19 protein-coding genes are annotated in these 17100 nt (G+C 72.3%); 13 read left to right on the top strand and 6 right to left on the bottom strand.

Annotation, left to right across the window (positions count from 1 at the left end; translation table 11 throughout):
- Positions 1-190: 190 nt before the first annotated feature.
- Positions 191-547, top strand: a complete 357-nt coding sequence (locus DFH01_RS17165; protein ID WP_158287796.1) for a hypothetical protein — start codon at positions 191-193, stop codon at positions 545-547.
- Positions 548-790: 243 nt separating this feature from the next.
- Here the strand turns inward: DFH01_RS17165 and DFH01_RS17170 are convergent, their stop codons facing one another.
- A complete protein-coding gene (locus tag DFH01_RS17170; RefSeq protein ID WP_109872354.1) occupies positions 791-1657 on the bottom strand; it encodes an isocitrate lyase/PEP mutase family protein in 867 nt (288 codons plus the stop codon).
- 125 nt (positions 1658-1782) lie between these two features.
- On the opposite strand from DFH01_RS17170, the gene DFH01_RS17175 reads away from it, so the two are divergent.
- The 12 genes from DFH01_RS17175 to DFH01_RS17225 are packed head-to-tail and all read left to right on the top strand — an operon-like array spanning position 1783 to position 12632.
- Positions 1783-2451 carry a GntR family transcriptional regulator gene (locus tag DFH01_RS17175; RefSeq protein ID WP_158287797.1) on the top strand — a complete coding sequence of 223 codons (669 nt, stop codon included), beginning with the start codon at positions 1783-1785 and terminating at the stop codon, positions 2449-2451.
- Entirely contained in the window at positions 2448-3806 is a 1359-nt protein-coding gene (locus DFH01_RS17180) for an amidase (RefSeq protein WP_109871727.1), read from the top strand. The genes DFH01_RS17175 and DFH01_RS17180 overlap by 4 nt, the downstream gene beginning before the upstream one ends.
- On the top strand, positions 3803-3958 hold the full coding sequence (locus DFH01_RS28255; RefSeq protein WP_158287798.1) for a hypothetical protein: 156 nt from the start codon (positions 3803-3805) through the stop codon (positions 3956-3958). The genes DFH01_RS17180 and DFH01_RS28255 overlap by 4 nt, the downstream gene beginning before the upstream one ends.
- Positions 3951-5507 (top strand): ABC transporter substrate-binding protein, encoded by a 1557-nt coding sequence (locus tag DFH01_RS17185; RefSeq protein ID WP_199231272.1) that lies wholly within the window; start codon positions 3951-3953, stop codon positions 5505-5507. The genes DFH01_RS28255 and DFH01_RS17185 overlap by 8 nt, the downstream gene beginning before the upstream one ends.
- The gene (locus DFH01_RS17190) at positions 5507-6448 is read left to right on the top strand and encodes an ABC transporter permease (protein WP_109871728.1); all 942 of its coding nucleotides are present in this window, start codon (positions 5507-5509) and stop codon (positions 6446-6448) included. Before DFH01_RS17185 ends, DFH01_RS17190 begins: the two co-directional genes overlap by 1 nt.
- The gene (locus DFH01_RS17195; RefSeq protein ID WP_109871729.1) at positions 6445-7344 is read left to right on the top strand and encodes an ABC transporter permease; all 900 of its coding nucleotides are present in this window, start codon (positions 6445-6447) and stop codon (positions 7342-7344) included. Before DFH01_RS17190 ends, DFH01_RS17195 begins: the two co-directional genes overlap by 4 nt.
- Positions 7341-8324 (top strand): ABC transporter ATP-binding protein, encoded by a 984-nt coding sequence (locus DFH01_RS17200; protein WP_199231273.1) that lies wholly within the window; start codon positions 7341-7343, stop codon positions 8322-8324. The genes DFH01_RS17195 and DFH01_RS17200 overlap by 4 nt, the downstream gene beginning before the upstream one ends.
- Positions 8321-9352, top strand: a complete 1032-nt coding sequence (locus DFH01_RS17205) for an ABC transporter ATP-binding protein (RefSeq protein WP_109871731.1) — start codon at positions 8321-8323, stop codon at positions 9350-9352. The genes DFH01_RS17200 and DFH01_RS17205 overlap by 4 nt, the downstream gene beginning before the upstream one ends.
- Before the next feature lie 12 nt (positions 9353-9364).
- Complete coding sequence (locus DFH01_RS17210) at positions 9365-10006, top strand: N-carbamoylsarcosine amidohydrolase (RefSeq protein WP_109871732.1); 642 nt, start codon at positions 9365-9367, stop codon at positions 10004-10006.
- 12 nt (positions 10007-10018) lie between these two features.
- The gene (locus tag DFH01_RS17215; protein WP_109871733.1) at positions 10019-10831 is read left to right on the top strand and encodes a DinB family protein; all 813 of its coding nucleotides are present in this window, start codon (positions 10019-10021) and stop codon (positions 10829-10831) included.
- Positions 10832-10842: 11 nt separating this feature from the next.
- Complete coding sequence (locus DFH01_RS17220; RefSeq protein WP_109871734.1) at positions 10843-12129, top strand: 3-isopropylmalate dehydratase large subunit; 1287 nt, start codon at positions 10843-10845, stop codon at positions 12127-12129.
- On the top strand, positions 12126-12632 hold the full coding sequence (locus DFH01_RS17225; RefSeq protein ID WP_109871735.1) for a LeuD/DmdB family oxidoreductase small subunit: 507 nt from the start codon (positions 12126-12128) through the stop codon (positions 12630-12632). The genes DFH01_RS17220 and DFH01_RS17225 overlap by 4 nt, the downstream gene beginning before the upstream one ends.
- A gap of 10 nt (positions 12633-12642) precedes the next feature.
- Here DFH01_RS17225 and DFH01_RS17230 read toward each other — a convergent pair whose 3' ends face one another.
- From DFH01_RS17230 to fabG, 5 genes are all read right to left on the bottom strand, one after another.
- A complete protein-coding gene (locus DFH01_RS17230) occupies positions 12643-13512 on the bottom strand; it encodes a DMT family transporter (protein ID WP_109871736.1) in 870 nt (289 codons plus the stop codon).
- Positions 13509-14495, bottom strand: coding sequence for an endolytic transglycosylase MltG (gene mltG / locus DFH01_RS17235; protein ID WP_109871737.1), 987 nt, complete (start codon positions 14493-14495; stop codon positions 13509-13511). The genes DFH01_RS17230 and mltG overlap by 4 nt, the downstream gene beginning before the upstream one ends.
- Positions 14496-14576: 81 nt before the next feature.
- Positions 14577-15860: a beta-ketoacyl-ACP synthase II gene (gene fabF / locus DFH01_RS17240; RefSeq protein ID WP_109871738.1), complete on the bottom strand. Its 1284-nt coding sequence runs from the start codon at positions 15858-15860 to the stop codon at positions 14577-14579.
- A gap of 39 nt (positions 15861-15899) precedes the next feature.
- Entirely contained in the window at positions 15900-16139 is a 240-nt protein-coding gene (locus tag DFH01_RS17245) for an acyl carrier protein (protein WP_109871739.1), read from the bottom strand.
- A gap of 219 nt (positions 16140-16358) precedes the next feature.
- A complete protein-coding gene (gene fabG / locus DFH01_RS17250; protein ID WP_109871740.1) occupies positions 16359-17099 on the bottom strand; it encodes a 3-oxoacyl-[acyl-carrier-protein] reductase in 741 nt (246 codons plus the stop codon).
- Between the last annotated feature and the right edge of the window lies 1 nt (position 17100).

The raw sequence follows: 17100 nt of genomic DNA on the forward strand, positions 1-17100 counted from the left end.
TGCCTGGCCGGGGCGCCCGGTGCGGCTGGTCGTGCCCTTTCGACCGGCGGGGCGATCGACGCCGTGGCGCGGCTGCTCGCCACACTGATGTCAGCCGCCTTCGGCCAGAGCGTCGTGGTGGACATGCGGCCCGCGGCGCCTCTGCACCAACACCGCTGCCGTACCTCGAGGAGTGCTCGAGGCGCGGGTGATGGAGGCGCTCGAACGGCAGCTGATGGGGCCAGAGCTCCTGCGCGCGTTCATCGAGGTCTTCGCCGCCGAGCGGCACCACAAGGTCGCCGAGACCCGGCTCGCGCGGCGGGAACGGCGGCGGGCGCTCGAGGAGGTCGAACACCGCACCGCCAACCTCGTCGACGCGATCGCCGACGGGGTGCGCGCGCCCGGCGTGGCCGCGCGACTCGACGAGCTCGAGGCCCGGCGCGCCGAGATCGCCACGCCCCTCGACGCCGAGCCGCCTCCCGCCCCCGAACCTCGCCGAAGCCCACCGAGCGCAGGTCGCCGCCCTGCACCAGGCTCTGGCAGACAGGGCGGAGCCCGAGGCGCTTGAGGCAGCCCGCGCGCTCATCGACCGCGTGATCGTCCACCCTTCGGAGACGACAGACGACCCGCCAGGGATCGAGCTCATCGGACAGCTGGTAGGCATGCCACGGCCCGCCGGCGCACCACTCTCGGCAGAGAAGGAGGCCGCCTTTGCCGACCGCGTTCTTGCCAGGTTCAGACCTTCGGCAAAGGCGGGCCAGGGCGTGCGGCGCCCTCCCTTGCCCGCACCTGTCCCCGTGGATGCGCCGCGTCAGGCGGTCTCTGCCCAGCGGCGCTCGAAGGCGTGCACCTCGGGGAAGCCCATGATCTCGGTCAGCGCCTTGAAGTCGAAGACCGGCACCGGCGCGCCGAGGCTGCTGCCGGTGGTGGTGAGGTGGGCGTACATCCGGTCCAGCACCGCGGCGGTGGCGAGGAAGCCGGCGGCCGGATAGATCGCCACTTGGAAGCCGAGCTCGGCCAGGCGGGCGCGCGGCAGCACGGGCGTGCGGCCGCCTTCCACCATGTTGGCGAGCAGCGGCTGGTGGAAGTGGCGGCCGATGGTTTCCATCTCCGCCTCGCTTTCCGGGCTCTCGACGAAGAGGATGTCGGCGCCGGCCTTGGCGAAGGCCTCCGCGCGGCGCAGCGCCTCGTCGAGGCCGAGCGAGGTGCGCGCATCGGTGCGCGCGATGATCAGGAAGTCGGCGGAGGAGCGGCTGTCGGCCGCGACCTCGATCTTGCGGACCATGTCGGCGAGGGGAATGACGCGACGGCCGGGCGTATGGCCGCATTTCTTGGGGAATTCCTGGTCCTCGAGCTGGATGGCGGCGATGCCGGCGGCCTCGTAGCCGCGCACGGTGTGGCGGACATTCAGCAGGCCGCCATAGCCGGTGTCGGCGTCGGCGATGACGGGCGCCTTGGAGAACTCGGCGATGCGGCGTGCGCGGTCGAGCATCTCGGTGTAGGTGGCGAGGCCGGCATCGGGCAGGCCGAGGGCGGAGGCGACGACGCCGAAGCCGGTCATGTAGGTCGCCTCGGCGCCGTGCTGGTTCAGCATGTGGGTCGAGATCAGGTCGAAGACGCCCGGCGCGACGAGGCACTTGCCGCGGGCGAGCAGGGGCTTGAGGGACTGGCGGGGCATGCGCGTCTCCTTCCGGCGGCCGGGCATCGGCCTGCTTGCGTTGCCGTGTGTCGTTGCATACAACGTCGGAAGGGATGCATGGCGCAAGAGGTCCGGGACGGGTCCGGCGCCGGTCGGGGGAGTGCATGGCGACCGCCTGGGAACAGGCCTATCTGACGCTGCGCCGCCGGCTGGCGGACGGCACCTACCCGCCGGGCTCGCACCTGCGGGAGGAGGAACTCGCCGCGCAGCTCGGCGTCAGCCGCACACCGGTGCGGGAGGCGCTGCGGCGCCTCGACGCCGAGGGCTGGCTGCGCGTGGTGCCGAACCAGGGCGCCTTCGCGGCAGAATGGTCGCCGCACGACATCGAGGAGATCTTCGACCTTCGCGCCCTGCTCGAGGCGCACGCCGCCGAGCGGGCCGCGACCGCGCCGGACCGGCGGCCGCTGGCCACGATGGAAGAAGCGTGCGAGGCGGCGGAGGCGGCGTTGCCGGGCGGCGACGTCGCGGCGCTGGAGGCGATCTCGGACGCCAATGTGCGGTTCCACCAGGCGCTGTGGGAGATGAGCGGGCAGACACGCTGCCGCGCGATCCTGGCGAGCCTCGCGGTCTCGCCGATGATGCTGCGCAACTTCCGCAACTTCGACGCCGCCGGGCTGCGCCGCAGCCTGGACCAGCACCGGGAGATGGTGGCCGCGATCGCCGCCGGCAACGCCGCCTGGGCGCGCGCGGTGATGGCGGCGCATGTGCAGGCTGGGCGCGCCGTGTTCCTCGCCGCGATGACGCATGGCCGCGTCGGCAGGCAAGCTGCATGAGCGCAAACTTGCATACTGGATGCATACAATCCGGGCCGATCAGCCTGGCCGAGGCCCTCGCGGCGATGCAGGCGGGCCGGCTCACGCCGCTGGCGCTGCTGGAGCGCTGCCTGGAGGTCATCGCGCGGCGCGACGGCGCGCTGCATGCGTTCCATCACCTTGACGAACCGGGCGCGCGCCAAGCTGCCGTGACGGTGCCGCGCGGGGCGCTGGCCGGCATTCCCTGGGCGATCAAGGACACCTTCGACGCCGCGGGCCTGCCCGCCATGGCCAATTCGCGCCTGCGCGCCGGCCGCATCGCCACGACCGACGCCGCGCTCGTCAGCCGGATGAGGCAGGAAGGCGCGGTGCTGCTCGGCAAGCTCGCCACCTGGGAATACGGCACGGGCACGGGCGCCGAGCATTTCGACCTGCCGGTGCCGCCCGCCCGCAATCCCTGGGACACGGCGCGGTTCACCGGCGGATCCTCGACCGGCGCGGGCGTCGCGGTGGCCACGGGGATGGCGCTGTTCGCGATCGGCTCCGACACCACCGGGTCCGTGCGACTGCCGGCGGCCGCCACCGGTTGCTGCGGCGTGGTGATGACGCCGGGCCGCCTGCCGCTTGAGGGCGCGCTGCCGAACACCTTCTCGATGGATCGCCCCGGCCCGATCGCCTGGACGGCTGAGGATGTCGCCATCGTGCTCGACGCCGCCTGCGGCACCGCGCTGCGCGCGGCCGGCAAGGCGGGCGTTGCGGGGCTGCGCATCGGCGTGCTGCGCGATCCAGGTCCTGGGTTCCCTGCGCCCGATGCGGAGCTTGGCGCGGGGCTGGAGGAGGGGCTCGCGGTGCTGTCGCGGCTCGGCGCGACGATCCGGGATGCGGCGCTGCCCTGGCCGGCCTCGGTCTGCCTCGACGCGGCGCGGCTGATCGGCGCGGCGGAATCCGCCGCGATCCATGAGCGCGAGCTGCGCGAGAGCCCGGACGCGCTGGGCGCCGCGCTGCGCGACAAGCTGCTCGCCGGCAGCGGCGTGCGGGCGGTGGACTACCTCGCCGCGCAGCGCTTCCGCCGCGCCTTCTCCGATGCGATGGCCGCGCTGTGGGACGAGCACGACGTGCTGCTCAGCCTCGGCGCGCTGCACCTGCCGCCGCGGCTCGGCGTGGAGCCTGACTCCACCGCCTATACGAGCGAGACGATGCTCACCCCGGCGAGCCTGGCCGGCCTGCCCGCGCTGGTGCAGTGCAACGGCTTTTCCCGCGGCGGGCTGCCGCTGCACTGGCACGCCATGGCGCGCGCCGGCAACGAGGCGGCGCTGCTGCGCCTCGGCATGGGCTACGAGGCCGCGACGCCCTGGCGCGCGCGGAGGCCGGCATGACGGAAGGCCACCATCGGCAGCGCGCCGCAGAACTCGCCGCCGCGATGGCCGCCGCCGCGGCGCGTCTGCCGCGCGACTGGCCCAAGGAACTCCGGCCGGCAGACCCGGTCGCGGAGCAACCGCACAATGAGGGAGAGCGGAACGATGGATGAGACGCGGATGCCGCCCGGCTTCGGCCGGCGCGGGCTGTTGGCGGGCGCGGCGGGCATCGCGCTCGGCGGCGCCTTCGGCGCGCCGGTGCTGGCGCAGGGCTCGCGCACGCTGCGCGTCCGCTTCGGCTCGGACATCTCGCAGCTGGATCCGGCGCGCATCTTCCAGAACGAGAACCAGTCCATCGCGGGGCACATCTACAACGGCCTGGTGCAGTACGATCAGCGCACCAACGAGATCGTGCCGGATCTCGCCACCGGCCACGAGGTGTCCGCGGACGGCACGGTCTGGACCTTCCGGCTGCGGCCGAACGTCACCTGGCACAAGAACTACGGCGCCTTCACCTCGGATGACGTGAAGTTCTCGCTGGAGCGCGTGCTGGATCCCGCCACGGGCAGCCTCTATCGCGGCCAGCTTGCCAGCGTGAAGGAGGTGCAGGCGCCGGACCCGATGACGGTGCGCATCGTGCTGAACGAGCCGAATTCCGGCTTCCTGCACAAGGTCTGCGCCTTCAACCAGGGCTGGCTCGTCTCGCGCCGCGCGGTCACCGAGATCGGCGAGCGCTACAGCATGAACCCGATCGGCACCGGGCCGTTCATGTTCGATCGCTGGACGACGGGCAGCGAGGTGCGGCTGGTGGCGAACCCCGCCTATTTCGGCGGCGCCTCCACGCTGACCGACGTGATCTTCCGCATCGTGCGCGACGAGACGGCGGCGGCGATCGCGCTCGAGAACCGCGAGCTTGACATCTTCTACGCGCTGCAGTCGCCCGACGTGATCGAGCGCCTGCGCCGCGCGCAGGGCATCACCGTGCTCGACCGGCCTTCGAACAACACGGTGAACCTGGTGCTGAACACCACGGTCGGGCCGCTGCGCGACGTGCGCGTGCGCCGCGCGATGATGCACGCGATGAACCGGAAGGCGCTGATCGACGGCTTCTTCCGCGGCACGAAGTTCGAGGCGACGAGCGTGCTGACCTCGACCTTCCAGGAATTCTCGGAAGAAGGCGTGCCGCGCTACGCCTTCGATCCCGACCGCGCGCGCGCCCTGCTGCGTGAGGCGAATGTCTCGAATTTCCGCTTCGAGATCACGACGGTCGGCCTCAATCCCTTCGACCGCTTCCCGGTGGCGCTGGCGAACGACCTGCAGCAGGTGGGCATCCAGGCGACGGTGCGGGTGCTGGAGCGCGGCGCCTATGTGCAGGCGCGCAGCAGCGGCAACGTGCAGTCCTGCATCACCGCGGTGGTCGGCCCGCCCGACCCGGACAGCCCGCTTGTCACGCTGTATCACACGCGCTCGCACCCGCCGGGGCTCAACACCTCGCGCTACGACCGCGCGGACGCGCTGCTGGCGGAAGCCGCGCGCGCGACCGACGCCGCGGGGCGCAAGGCGGCCTATGGGCGCCTGCTGCGCCAGACGATGGAGGACCTGCCGGTGCTGCCGCTCTATGCGGACCGGCTGTTCATCGCGCATGGGCCGACCGTGCAGGGCTTCGTGCAGAACAGCCTGTTCACCGTGAACGTCTCGCCGGTTTCGCTGCGCGGGGCGTGATGGTCGCGTATATCGCCCGCTGCGCGGCACAGCTTCTGGTCGCGCTGGTCGGGATCGTCACGGTGGCCTTCTTCCTGATGCGGGCCATCCCGGGCGATCCCGCCCTGTATATGCTGGGCGATTTCGCGACCGCCGAGGCGCTCGCCACGCTGCGCGCGCGCCTCGGCCTCGACCTGCCGGTCTGGCAGCAATACTTCGTCTTCCTGGCGCGCGCGGCGCAGGGCGATCTCGGCGTCTCCGTCGTCACCGGGGAGCCGGCGCTGGCGGAGATCTGGGCCGCGGTGCCGCCTTCCGCCGCGCTCGCGGTGGCGGGGATGACGGTCGCCGTGGTGGCGGGCGTTCCACTCGGCATCATTGCCGCGGTGCGGCAGGGCAGCGCGGTGGATGTGGGCGTGATGCTGATCGCACTCGGCGGCATCTCCTTCCCGGTGTTCTGGGTCGGGCTGGTCGCGATCCTGACCTTCTCCCATGCGCTCGGCATCTTCCCGGCGCTCGGCGCCACCAGCGAGCCGGGGCTGCTGAAGGGGCTGCACCACCTGGCGCTGCCGGCGCTGGTGCTGGGGCTGTCCGTCGCGGCCTATATCGCGCGGCTGACGCGCTCCGCGATGCTCGAGGTGCTGGGGCAGGACCATATCCGCGTCGCGCGCGCCATGGGCGTGCCGGAGCGGCGCATCGTGTGGAAGCTGGCGCTGCGCAACGCGCTGATTCCGGTGCTGGCGGTGATCGGCGTCACCTTCGCCTGGTCGCTCGGCAATGCGATCCTGGTGGAGGCGGTGTTCAGCCGGCCCGGCCTCGGCTCCACCATCCTGAAGGCGATCCTGGCGCGGGACTACCAGCTGGTGCAGGCCGGCGTGCTGGTGCTGGCGGCCGCGGTGGTGGTGCTGAACACCGGGTTGGACCTGCTCTACGGCGCCATCGACCCGAGGCTTCGCCAGCGATGAGCGTCACCGTCGAGCAGATCGACGCCGCCGCCGAGGCCGCCGCGCGCCGCCGCGCCGCCATCCGTCGCTATACGCGCCATCCCGGCTTCATGATCGGCGCGGTCGGCATCGTGCTGCTGGTGCTGGTCGCGCTGTTCGCGCCCTGGCTGGCGCCACATTCGCCGACGCGCACCGACCTGATGAACAGCCTGGCCCAGCCCTCGGCCACTTATCCGCTCGGCACCGACCAGTTCGGACGCTGCGTGCTGTCGCGGCTGATCCATGGCGCGCAGGTGTCGCTGCAGGTCGGCTTCTTCGTGGTGCTGATCTCGTTGAGCGCGGGCACGATCATCGGCGCGGTCGCCGGCTATGCCGGCGGCTGGATCGAGCGCGCGCTGGTGGCGGTGATCGACATCCTGCTCGCCTTCCCCTCCTTCCTGCTGGCTCTGGCGCTGGTGGCGGCGCGGGGTAACACGCTGGATTCGATCATCCTCGCGGTCGCCATCGCCTATACGCCGCGCGTCGCGGCGGTGATGCGATCCGTCGTGCTGACGATCCGCCCGCGCCCCTTCATCGAGGCGTCGCGCGCCATCGGCCTCACGCCGTGGAAGATCGTGCTGCGGCACGTCATCCCGAACGCGCTGCCGCCGGTGATCGTGGTGGCGACGGTCAGCGCGGCGACGGCGATCCTGGCGGAGGCGGGGCTGTCCTTCCTCGGCCTCGGCGTGCAGCCGCCGACGCCGACATGGGGCAACGTGATCTCGGAGGGGCAGACGGCGATCACGACCAATCCGCTGATCTCGCTCTCGGCCGGGCTCTGCATCGCCTTCACGGTGGTGGTGCTGAACCTGCTGGGCGACGGGCTGCGCGACACGCTCGATCCGCAGATGCGGCGCAGCACGGGCAAGCTGCTGTGACGGCCGCGTTCGAGCTGCGCGGCCTGACGGCCGCCGTGCCGGGCGAGAAGGGCGCGGTGCGCCTGGTGGAGGAGGTCTCGCTGCATGTGCGTGCCGGCGAGACGCTGGCCGTGGTGGGCGAGAGCGGGTCGGGCAAGACCGTCACCTTCACCTCCGCGCTCGGCCTGCTGCCGAAGCCCGGCCGCGTCATCGCCGGCGAGGCGCTGCTGGAAGGCGAAGACCTGCTGAAGCTCTCGCCCGAGGCGCTGCGCCGGCGGCGTGGCGCGCGCATCGGCATGGTGTTCCAGGATCCGCTGACCGGGCTCAACCCCGTCTTCCGCGTTGGCGAGCAGATCGCGGAAGTGCTGCGCGCGCATCTGCCGATCTCGCGGCGGGAAGCGCGGGAGCGCGCGGTGGCGCTGCTGGCGCGCGTTCAGATCCCCGATCCGGCGCGGCGCGTGGACGATTATCCGCACCAGTTCTCCGGCGGGATGCGGCAGCGCGTGCTGATCGCGATGGCGATCGCGCTCGGACCCCGCGTGCTGATCGCGGACGAGCCGACGACGGCGCTTGACGTGACGGTGCAGGCGCAGGTGCTGGATCTGCTGGGCGATCTGCGCGACGCCGAGGGCATGGCAATGGTGCTGATCACGCATGACCTGGGCGTGGTGGCGCGGCAGGCGGATCGCGTCGCGGTGATGTATGCGGGGCGGGTCGTGGAGACGGGGACGGTGGCGGAGGTCTTCGCCGCGCCGCGCCACCCTTACACGATCTCGCTGTTCCGCAGCATCCCGGATGTCGAGGCGCCGGCCGGCACGACGCTGGCGCCGATTGCCGGCAGCCCGCCCGATCCGGCGCGCCGGCCCGTGGGCTGCGCCTTCGCGCCGCGCTGCTTCGCCGTCTCGGATGCCGCAGGATGCCGCAGCGCGCGGCCGCTGCTCATCGGCGCAGGCCACGAAGCCGCTTGCCATCGCCAGGGCGCGGCGGAGCTGGCCGCATGAGCGCGCTGCTGGAGGTGGAGGGGCTGCGCAAGCGCTTCGGCGGCGGGCGCGCGCTGTTCGGCGCGGCGCGGCCCGAGGTGCGCGCCGTGGACGGCATCTCCTTCACGCTGGCGCGCGGCGAGACGCTCGGCCTGGTGGGCGAGACGGGCAGCGGCAAGAGCACCCTCGGCCGCCTGGTGCTGCGCCTGATCGAGCCGAGCGAGGGGCGCGTGCGCTTCGAGGGGCAGGAGGTGACGGGCGTCTCCGCCGCCGCGCTGCGCGCGATGCGGCCGCGCATGCAGATGGTCTTCCAGGACCCCTATGGTTCGCTCGATCCGCGCATGACCGCGGGCGCGATCATCGCGGAGCCGATGACCGCGCATGGGATGGCGCGTGCCGAGGCGGCGCGGCGCGTCGCTGAGCTGCTGGGGCGCGTCGGCCTCTCGCCGGCGATGGCGGCGCGCTATCCGCACGAGTTCAGCGGCGGGCAGCGCCAGCGCATCGGCATCGCGCGCGCCATCGCGCTCGATCCCGCGCTGGTGGTGCTGGACGAGCCGGTGAGCGCGCTCGATGTCTCGGTGCAGGCGCAGATCCTGAACCTGCTGGCAGAGATCCAGGCGCGTTCCGGCGTCGCCTTCCTGTTCATCGCGCACGACCTGGGCGTGGTGCGCCATGTCAGCGACCGCGTGGCGGTGATGTATCTCGGCCGCATCGTGGAGATGGCGCCGCGTGATGCGCTCTATGGCGCGCCGCGGCATCCCTACACCGTCTCGCTGCTCTCCGCCGTGCCGCGGCCCGATCCGGCGAAGGAGCGGAACCGGCCGCGCATCCGCCCGATCGGCGAGATCGGCAGCGCCGCCGCGCTGCCCTCCGGCTGCCGCTTTCATCCGCGCTGCCCGCGCGCGCGGATCGTCGCTGCGCGCGGCGGCGAGACGGTCGAGGCCGCCGGCGCGCGGCTGCCGCGCCCCTGCGTGGAGCAGGATCCGCTGCTGGCGCCGGCGGGCGAGGCCGCGCATCTCGCCGCCTGCCATTTTCCCGACGAGGCCTGAGGAGAACCCGCCATGACCGTGACGCGCGAGCAGAACTATGTCGGCGTCTTCGACGGGAAGGTCGGCTACGGCGCGAAGCCGGCCGTCATCGTCATCGACTTCACCCTGGCCTACACCACGCCGGGCTCGCCCTTCTTCGCAGAAGGCGTGGTGCGCGCGGTGGCGGACACGGTGCCGCTGCTGGCGGCGGCGCGCGCGGCGGGCATCCCCGTGATCCACACCCGCGTCGAGTATCATCCCTCCGGTGCGGATGGCGGCTGGTTCGTGCGCAAGGTGCCGGCGCTCCGGAAGATGGTCGCGGGCGAGCCGCTTGCGCAGATCGACCCGAAGGTCGCGCCGCTGCCGGAGGAGGTGGTGCTGGTGAAGCAGTATCCGAGCCCCTTCTTCGGCACGCCGCTGGCGCCGATGCTGGCCGCGCTCGGCGTGGACACGCTGATCCTGGCGGGCTGCTCCACCAGCGGCTGCGTGCGCGCGGGCGCGCTGGACGGGGTGCAGCACGGCTACCGCGTGATCGTGCCGCGGGAATGCGTCGGCGATCGGCATGATGGGCCGCACGACGCCAATCTCTTCGACATCAACGCGAAATACGGCGACGTCGTCGGGCGCGACGAGGTGATCGGCTACCTCGGCGGGCTGCGGGCGAAGGCCGCGTAGGGAGGAAGGACGATGGGAACCACGACCACCACGGCGGATGATGCGATCCGCGTCTACTGGATGACCGGCTGCTCCTCCTGCCTGCGCACGAAAGAGTTCCTGCAGAAGCACGGCGTGCCCTTCCTGTCGCGCAACGTGCTGGAGGACGAGGCGGCCTATGCGGAGCTGGAGCGCTTCGGCCTGAAGCAGGTGCCGATCGTGACGCGCGGCGAGGCCTGGGCGAACGGCCAGGTGCTGCGGGATGTCGCGAAGCTCTGCGGCATCGCCTATGGCGAGGTGAAGATGCTCTCCGTGGCGGAGCTCCGCGCGCGGCTGGACGCCGTGCTGGCGGGTGCGGCGCGCTTCCTGGCGCAGATGCCGGACGAGGCGCTGGCGCGCGAGTTGCCGAACCGGCCGCGCAGCTTCGCGCAGCTCGGCTGGCACATCGCCAACATCGCGGACGCCTTCCTCGAGCATGAGGACGGCATCCCGCTGACGTTCGACAGCTACATGCGCGTGCCCGAGCCGCAGGACGCGACGCGCGAGAAGCTCGTCGCCTATTGCGAGGCGATGCGGCAGCGGATGGCGGCGTGGTTCGAGGGGCCTGGCCGCGCCTGCGACTGGTCGCGCAGGGCCGATGTCTATTACGGCGAGCAGACGATGCACGAATTCCTGGAGCGCACGGTCTGGCATGCCGGCCAGCATGTGCGGCAGCTGATGTGGGTGCTGGAGGGCATGGGCATCGCGCCGGACCGTCCGCCCGGCCGCGAGACTTTTGCGGGGCTGCCGATGCCGGAGAAGGTCTGGGACGAGGCCGATCCGTCCAAGGTCCGGCGCGCTTCCTGACGCGCCGCGCCATGCAACGGACCATCACCGAGAAGATCCTCGCCGCCCATGCGCTGGAGGGCGAGGTCGCGCCCGGCGCGATCGCCACCATCCGGCCCGATGTCGTGCTGCTGAACGACGTCTCGGGCCCGCTGGCCTTCAGCCAGTTCGCGGCGATGGGCGCGACGCGGGTCTTCGATCCCGAGCGCATCGTGCTCGTCGCCGACCATTTCGCGCCGGCCAAGGACGTGGAGAGCGCGGAGCAGTTGCGGCTGACCGCGCGCTTCGCCGAGCAGTACGGTCTGCGCCACCACTACGGCCCCGGCCGCGGCGGGATCGAGCACACGCTGATCGCGGAGCTCGGGCTCGTCGGGCATGGCGACATCGTGTTCGGCGCGGACAGCCACACCTGCACGGCCGGCGCCTTCAACGCGCTCGGCATCGGCTTCGGCTCCTCCGATCTTGCTGCCGCCCTCGCCACGGGGCGGCTCTGGCTGCGCGTGCCGGCGACGATCCGCGTGGAGCTGACGGGCCGGCCCGGGCGCTTCGTGAGCGGCAAGGACGTGATCCTGGAGCTGATCCGCCGAATCGGATCGGACGGGGCGCTGGACGCGGCGCTGGAATTCGGCGGGCCGGGCGTTGCCGCGCTGCCCATGGATGCGCGCATGGCGGTGGCCAACATGGCGGTGGAGGGCGGCGCGGATTGGTGCGTGTTCGAGGGCGACGCCACCTCGCTCTCGGACATGCCGGCGCGCGGCATGGCGCCGCGCCCGCCGGTGCTGGCCGATGCCGGCGCCGTCTATGCGCGCCGCATCGCGATCGACCTCGATGCGCTGCAGCCGGTGGTGGCGCGGCCGCCTTCACCAGCCAATGGCGCATCGGTGGAAGAGCTCGCCGGCACGCGGGTGGACCAGGTCTATGTCGGCAATTGCGCGAACGGCACAATCACCGACCTGCGGCAGGTGGCGGAGGTGCTGCGCGGCCGGCAGGTCGCGCGCCATGTGCGGATGGTGGTGGTGCCGGCGACGCAGCGCATCTGGCGCCAGGCGCTGGCCGAAGGCCTGCTCGACATCTTCGCGGAGGCGGGCGCCGCGGTCTCCGCGCCGACCTGCGGGGCGTGCTTCGGCGGGCATATGGGGATCCTGGCCGCGGGCGAAGTGGCGCTGGCCACGACCAACCGGAACTATCGCGGCCGGATGGGGCATCCCGATTCCGCAGTGTATCTGGCGAATGCCTGGGTGGCCGCGGCGGCGGCGGTGGCGGGCGAGATCGTGCCGCCCGAGCAGGTGATGGGCAACGCGGCGGGAGGCATCGCATGAGCATCGCCGGGCGCGTGCACCGGGTCGGCGACCATGTGGACACCGACGTCATCCTGCCGGGCCGCTACCTGACGCTGCGCGACCAGGCGGCGCTCGGCATGCGGTGTTTCGAAGGGCTCGATCCCGGCTTCGCCGCGCGCATCGCGCCGGGCGACATCCTGGCCGCCGGGCGCAACTTCGGCTGCGGCTCCTCGCGCGAGCATGCGGTGCTGGCGCTGCGCGGCGCCGGGATCGCGGCGGTGGTGGCGGAGAGCGCGGCGCGGATCTTCTTCCGCAACGCGATCAACCTGGCGCTGCCGGTGATCGTCGCGCCCGAGGCGGCGCGGGCGCTCGCGGCCGGCGAGGCGGCGGAGATCGACATCGCCGTCGGCGTGATCCGCCAGGGCGGCCGGGAATGGCGCTTTCCGCCTTTCCAGGGCGAGGTCGCCGCGATCATCGCCGCCGGCGGGCTGGCCGCGCGGGTCCGCGCCACGCTCGCCTCGGGTGCCGCGCCGGGCGGGTGAGGGGCGCGGTCTAGCGCGGCCGGGTCGTCGCCAGCCACACGCCGGCCAGCAAGATCGCGCCGCCGACCAGCACGAGGGGGGAGGGAACCTCGCCCAGCAGCAGCGCGCCGACCGCAGCGGCGAAGGGCGGCTGCAGGTAGCCGACCATGGAGGCGTCGGTGACGCGGGCGCGCGCGATCAGGCCGAGGAACATGGTCAGCGGCAGCGCGGAGGCGAAGATGCCGAGCAGCGCGATGACCAGCAGCGCCTGCCCCGACACCGCGAAGGCGCCTTCCGGCGCGAGCGGGACGGAGAGCAGCAGCGCCGCGCCGCCCGAGACCAGCTGCTGGCCGAGGGCGAGCTGCGCCGGCGATTCGGGCCGCACCCGGCGCGCATAGATGGTGCCGAGCGCGTAGGAGAGGCCGGAGAGCAGCACCAGCACGCCGCCGGTGAAGGAGGCGCGGCCGGCCAGCGCATCCGGGCCAAGCAGCACCGCGATGCCGGCGAAGCCGACCAGCAGCCCCGCCAGGCTGCGCGGTCCGGGCCGTTCCTCACGCAGCAGGGCGACCGTCAGCAGGGCGACGATCAGCGGCGTCGCGGCATGGATCAGCGCGGCCGGCGCGGCCTCGATATAGCCGAGGGCGAAGGCCGTCAGCAGGTTCGGTACCCAGCCATTGGTGGTGCCGAGCACCAGCCAGTGGCGCAGCTGCAGCTTGCCGCCGAGCCGGCGCGTCACGATCAGGAAGGCGAGCACGCCCGCCGCGGCGAAGAGGCCGCGCAGCGCCGCCAGCACGAAGGGCGAGGTGTCCGCCGCGACCAGGCGCAGCAGGGGGAAGGAGGAACCCCAGAGCCCGCCGATGACGATCAGCCGCCACCAGAGGGCCGAGCCGGTCAGGGTCATCGGCTGGTGGTGGCGTTCCTCTGCCGCTCGATCTCGCGCCAGCGGGCGACGTTGCGGTTGTGCTCCTCCAGCGTGCGGCCGAAGGCGTGCCCGCCGGTGCCATCCGCGACGAAGTAGAGGAACTCGGTCGCTTCCGGGTTCAGCACGGCGCGCAGCGAGTCGCGGCCGGGGCTGGCGATGGGGCCGGGCGGCAGGCCGCGGATGCGGTAGGTGTTGAAGGGATGGTCGCGGTCGAGGTCGGCGCGGGTCAGCGGGCGGTCCAGCACGCCGCCATCGGCCGCCGCATAGGCCGTGGTGGGATCCGATTGCAACGGCATGCCGCGCCGCAGGCGGTTGATGAAGACGCCGGCGACCTTCGCGCGTTCCTCGGGCTTGCCGGTCTCGCGCTCCACGATGGAGGCGAGGATCACCGCCTCGCGCGGCGTAGCGAGCGGCAGGTTCGGCTGGCGCGCGGGCCAGAGCTCGGCGAGGGCGGCATCCATTGCCTGGTCGGCGCGGCGCACGACGGAGGCGCGCGAATCGCCCCATTGGTAGGCATAGGTCTCGGGCAGGATCTGGCCCTCGTCGAAGCGCGGCATCTCGCCGGTGAGGCCCTCGGCGCGTTCCAGGATGGTGGCGATCTGGCTGACCACGAGGCCTTCGGGGATGGTCAGGCGGCGCTGCACCGGGCGGGCGGTGCGCAGCACGGCCAGCACTTCCTTGAGGCTGGCGCGGGCGGGGAAGGCGAATTCGGCGGCGCGCAGCGCACCCTGGCCGCGGGTGGCCCAGGCGGCGAGGAGGAAGGCGCGCTCATCGGCGATAACGCCGCGCTCGGCGAGCGCCGCGGCGATCGCGGTCAGGCCGCCGCGGGGCACCACCATCTGCGCCGGCTCGGCGAGCGGCCCCGGTGCGGCATAGGCGCGCTGGGCATACCACCAGCCGCCGGCGGCGAGGCCGCCGAGCAGCAGGAGCAGGATGACGAGGACGGAGGAGAGGCGGCGCATGAGCCCCGACCTCTGACCGCCGCGCGGGCGCGTGGCAAGAGGCGGGGGCGTCGCTTCGTGTAACGGTGCCGCGTGTGGGCGCTAGGCGGCCTTGCGGAACACGATGCTGGCGTTGGTGCCGCCGAAGCCGAAGCTGTTGGACAGCGCGACCTCGATCTTCCGCTGCTGCGCGACATTCGCCACGCGGTCGATGGGGCTCTCGCGCGAGGGGTTGTCGAGGTTCAGCGTGGGCGGGGCGATGCCGTCGCGGATCGCCATGATGGAGAAGATGCCCTCCACCGCGCCCGCCGCGCCCAGCAGGTGACCCACGGCAGACTTGGTCGAGGACATCGCCAGGCCCTTGGCCGCGTCGCCCCAGAGGCGCTCCACGGCGCCGAGCTCGATGTCGTCGCCCATCGGCGTGGAGGTGCCGTGCGCGTTCACGTACTGCACTTGGTCCGGCCGCACGCCGGCCGAGGCGAGCGCCGCCTTCATGGAGCGATAGGCGCCGTCGCCATCCTCGGACGGTGCGGTAATGTGGTGGGCGTCGCCGGACATGCCGTAGCCCACCACCTCTGCGTAGATCTTCGCGCCGCGCTTCTTCGCGTGCTCGTATTCCTCGAGCACCACCACGCCCGCGCCCTCGCCCATGACGAAGCCGTCGCGGTCCTTGTCCCAGGGGCGGGAGGCCTTGGTCGGCGTGTCGTTGAAGGCGGTGGAGAGCGCGCGGGAGGCGCAGAAGCCGGCCATGCCGATCTCGCTGACCGCGGCCTCGGCGCCGCCGGCGACCATCACGTCGGCATCGCCGAGCGCGATCAGCCGCGCCGCGTCGCCGAGGGCGTGCACGCCGGTGGCGCAGGCGGTGACGACGGAGTGGTTCGGGCCCTTGAAGCCGTAGCGGATCGAGACATGGCCGGAGGCCAGGTTGATCAGCGCGGAGGGGATGAAGAAGGGCGAGAGGCGGCGCGTCTTGCCCTGGTAGATCTGGACCGAGGCCTCGTAGATGGTCGGCAGGCCGCCGATGCCGGAGCCGATCATGACGCCGGTGCGGGTACGGGCTTCCTCGTCCTGCGGCAGCCAGCCGGCGTCCTGCACCGCTTCCTCAGCCGCGACGAGCGCGAGCTGGATGAAGCGGTCCATCTTCTTGACGTCCTTGACCGGGATCCACTCGGCGACGTCGAGCTTGCCTTCGGCCTTGGGGCCCTGCGGGACCTGGCCGGCGACCTTGGAGGGAAGCTGGCTGACATCGAAGGACTGGATCGCGCCGAGGCCGGATTCACCGGCCGTCATGCGCTTCCAGACATGCTCGACGCCGAGCCCGAGCGGGCAGGCGATCCCCATACCCGTGACGACGACGCGCCGAGGCGCCGCGAGATGACCGAACACGCCCGTTTTCCCCCTGGCCTTCAGTGCGAAGCGGGCGGCTCAGGCCGCCTTCTGCTTCTCGATGTAGTCGATCGCGTCCTTGACGGTGGTGATCTTCTCGGCGGCGTCGTCCGGAATCTCGACCCCGAAGGCCTCCTCGAAGGCCATCACCAGCTCGACGGTGTCGAGGCTGTCCGCGCCGAGATCGTCGATGAAGGAGGCCTCGGGCGTGACCTTCGCCTCTTCAACGCCGAGATGCTCGACGACGATCTTCTTCACCTTCTCCGCGGTTTCGCTCATGGACCGGGGTCTCTCCTGCTGCGTCGTGCCGTGCCCGCCTGGTGCGGGGCGGTTCCTTGTAAGCTGTCCGAAACGCCATGCCGAGCCTGCGGGCGCGGCCGCCCGGGTCCGGGAGGCCGGGGCGGCGCGGCTCTAACATGGAAGCGTCACTTGGCCTAGGCGCGTGCGATGTGCAAGCGGTCCAGGCGCAGAGGGGGCCGGTTCGGTCCCGTCGTGGTTTCAGAACATCGCCATGCCGCCGTTCACATGCAGGGTCTGGCCGGTGACCCAGCCGGCCTCGGGGCTGGCGAGGTAGACCACGGCGGCGGCCACGTCCTCCGGCGAACCCATCCGCTGGGTCGGGATGCGGGAGAGCAGGGCGGTGCGGGCGGCCTCGGGCAGGGCGTCGGTCATGGCGGTCTTCACGAAGCCGGGCGCCACCACGTTCACCGTCACGCCGCGGGTGGCGACCTCCTGCGCGAGGGACTTCGACATGCCGATCAGCCCGGCCTTGGCGGCGGCGTAGTTGGCCTGGCCGGCATTGCCGGTGACGCCGACGATGGAGGCGATGGAGACCACGCGGCCCCAGCGCTTCTTCATCATGCCGCGCAACGCGGCGCGGGCCAGGCGGAAGGGGGCGTTCAGGTCCACCTCCAGCACCGCGTTCCAGTCGGCGTCGCCCATGCGCAGCGCCAGCATGTCCCGCGTGAACCCGGCATTGTTGACCAGGATGTCGAGGCTGCCGGCCTCGGCCTCGATCTTCTCGACCAGGGCGGCGGGGGCGGCGGGGTCGGCGAGGTCGGCCGGGGCGACGATCACGCGCGCGCCGCCGAGCGACTCGGCCACCCGGGCGAGTTCCGATTCGCGCCGTCCGGTGATGGCGACGGTGGCACCCTGGGCGTGCAGCGCCTTCGCGATCGCCTCGCCGATGCCCCCCGTCGCGCCGGTGACGAGAGCGACCTTCCCCGTGAGATCGAACATG

Source organism: Falsiroseomonas bella (assembly GCF_003173615.1).
Taxonomy (GTDB): domain Bacteria; phylum Pseudomonadota; class Alphaproteobacteria; order Acetobacterales; family Acetobacteraceae; genus Falsiroseomonas; species Falsiroseomonas bella.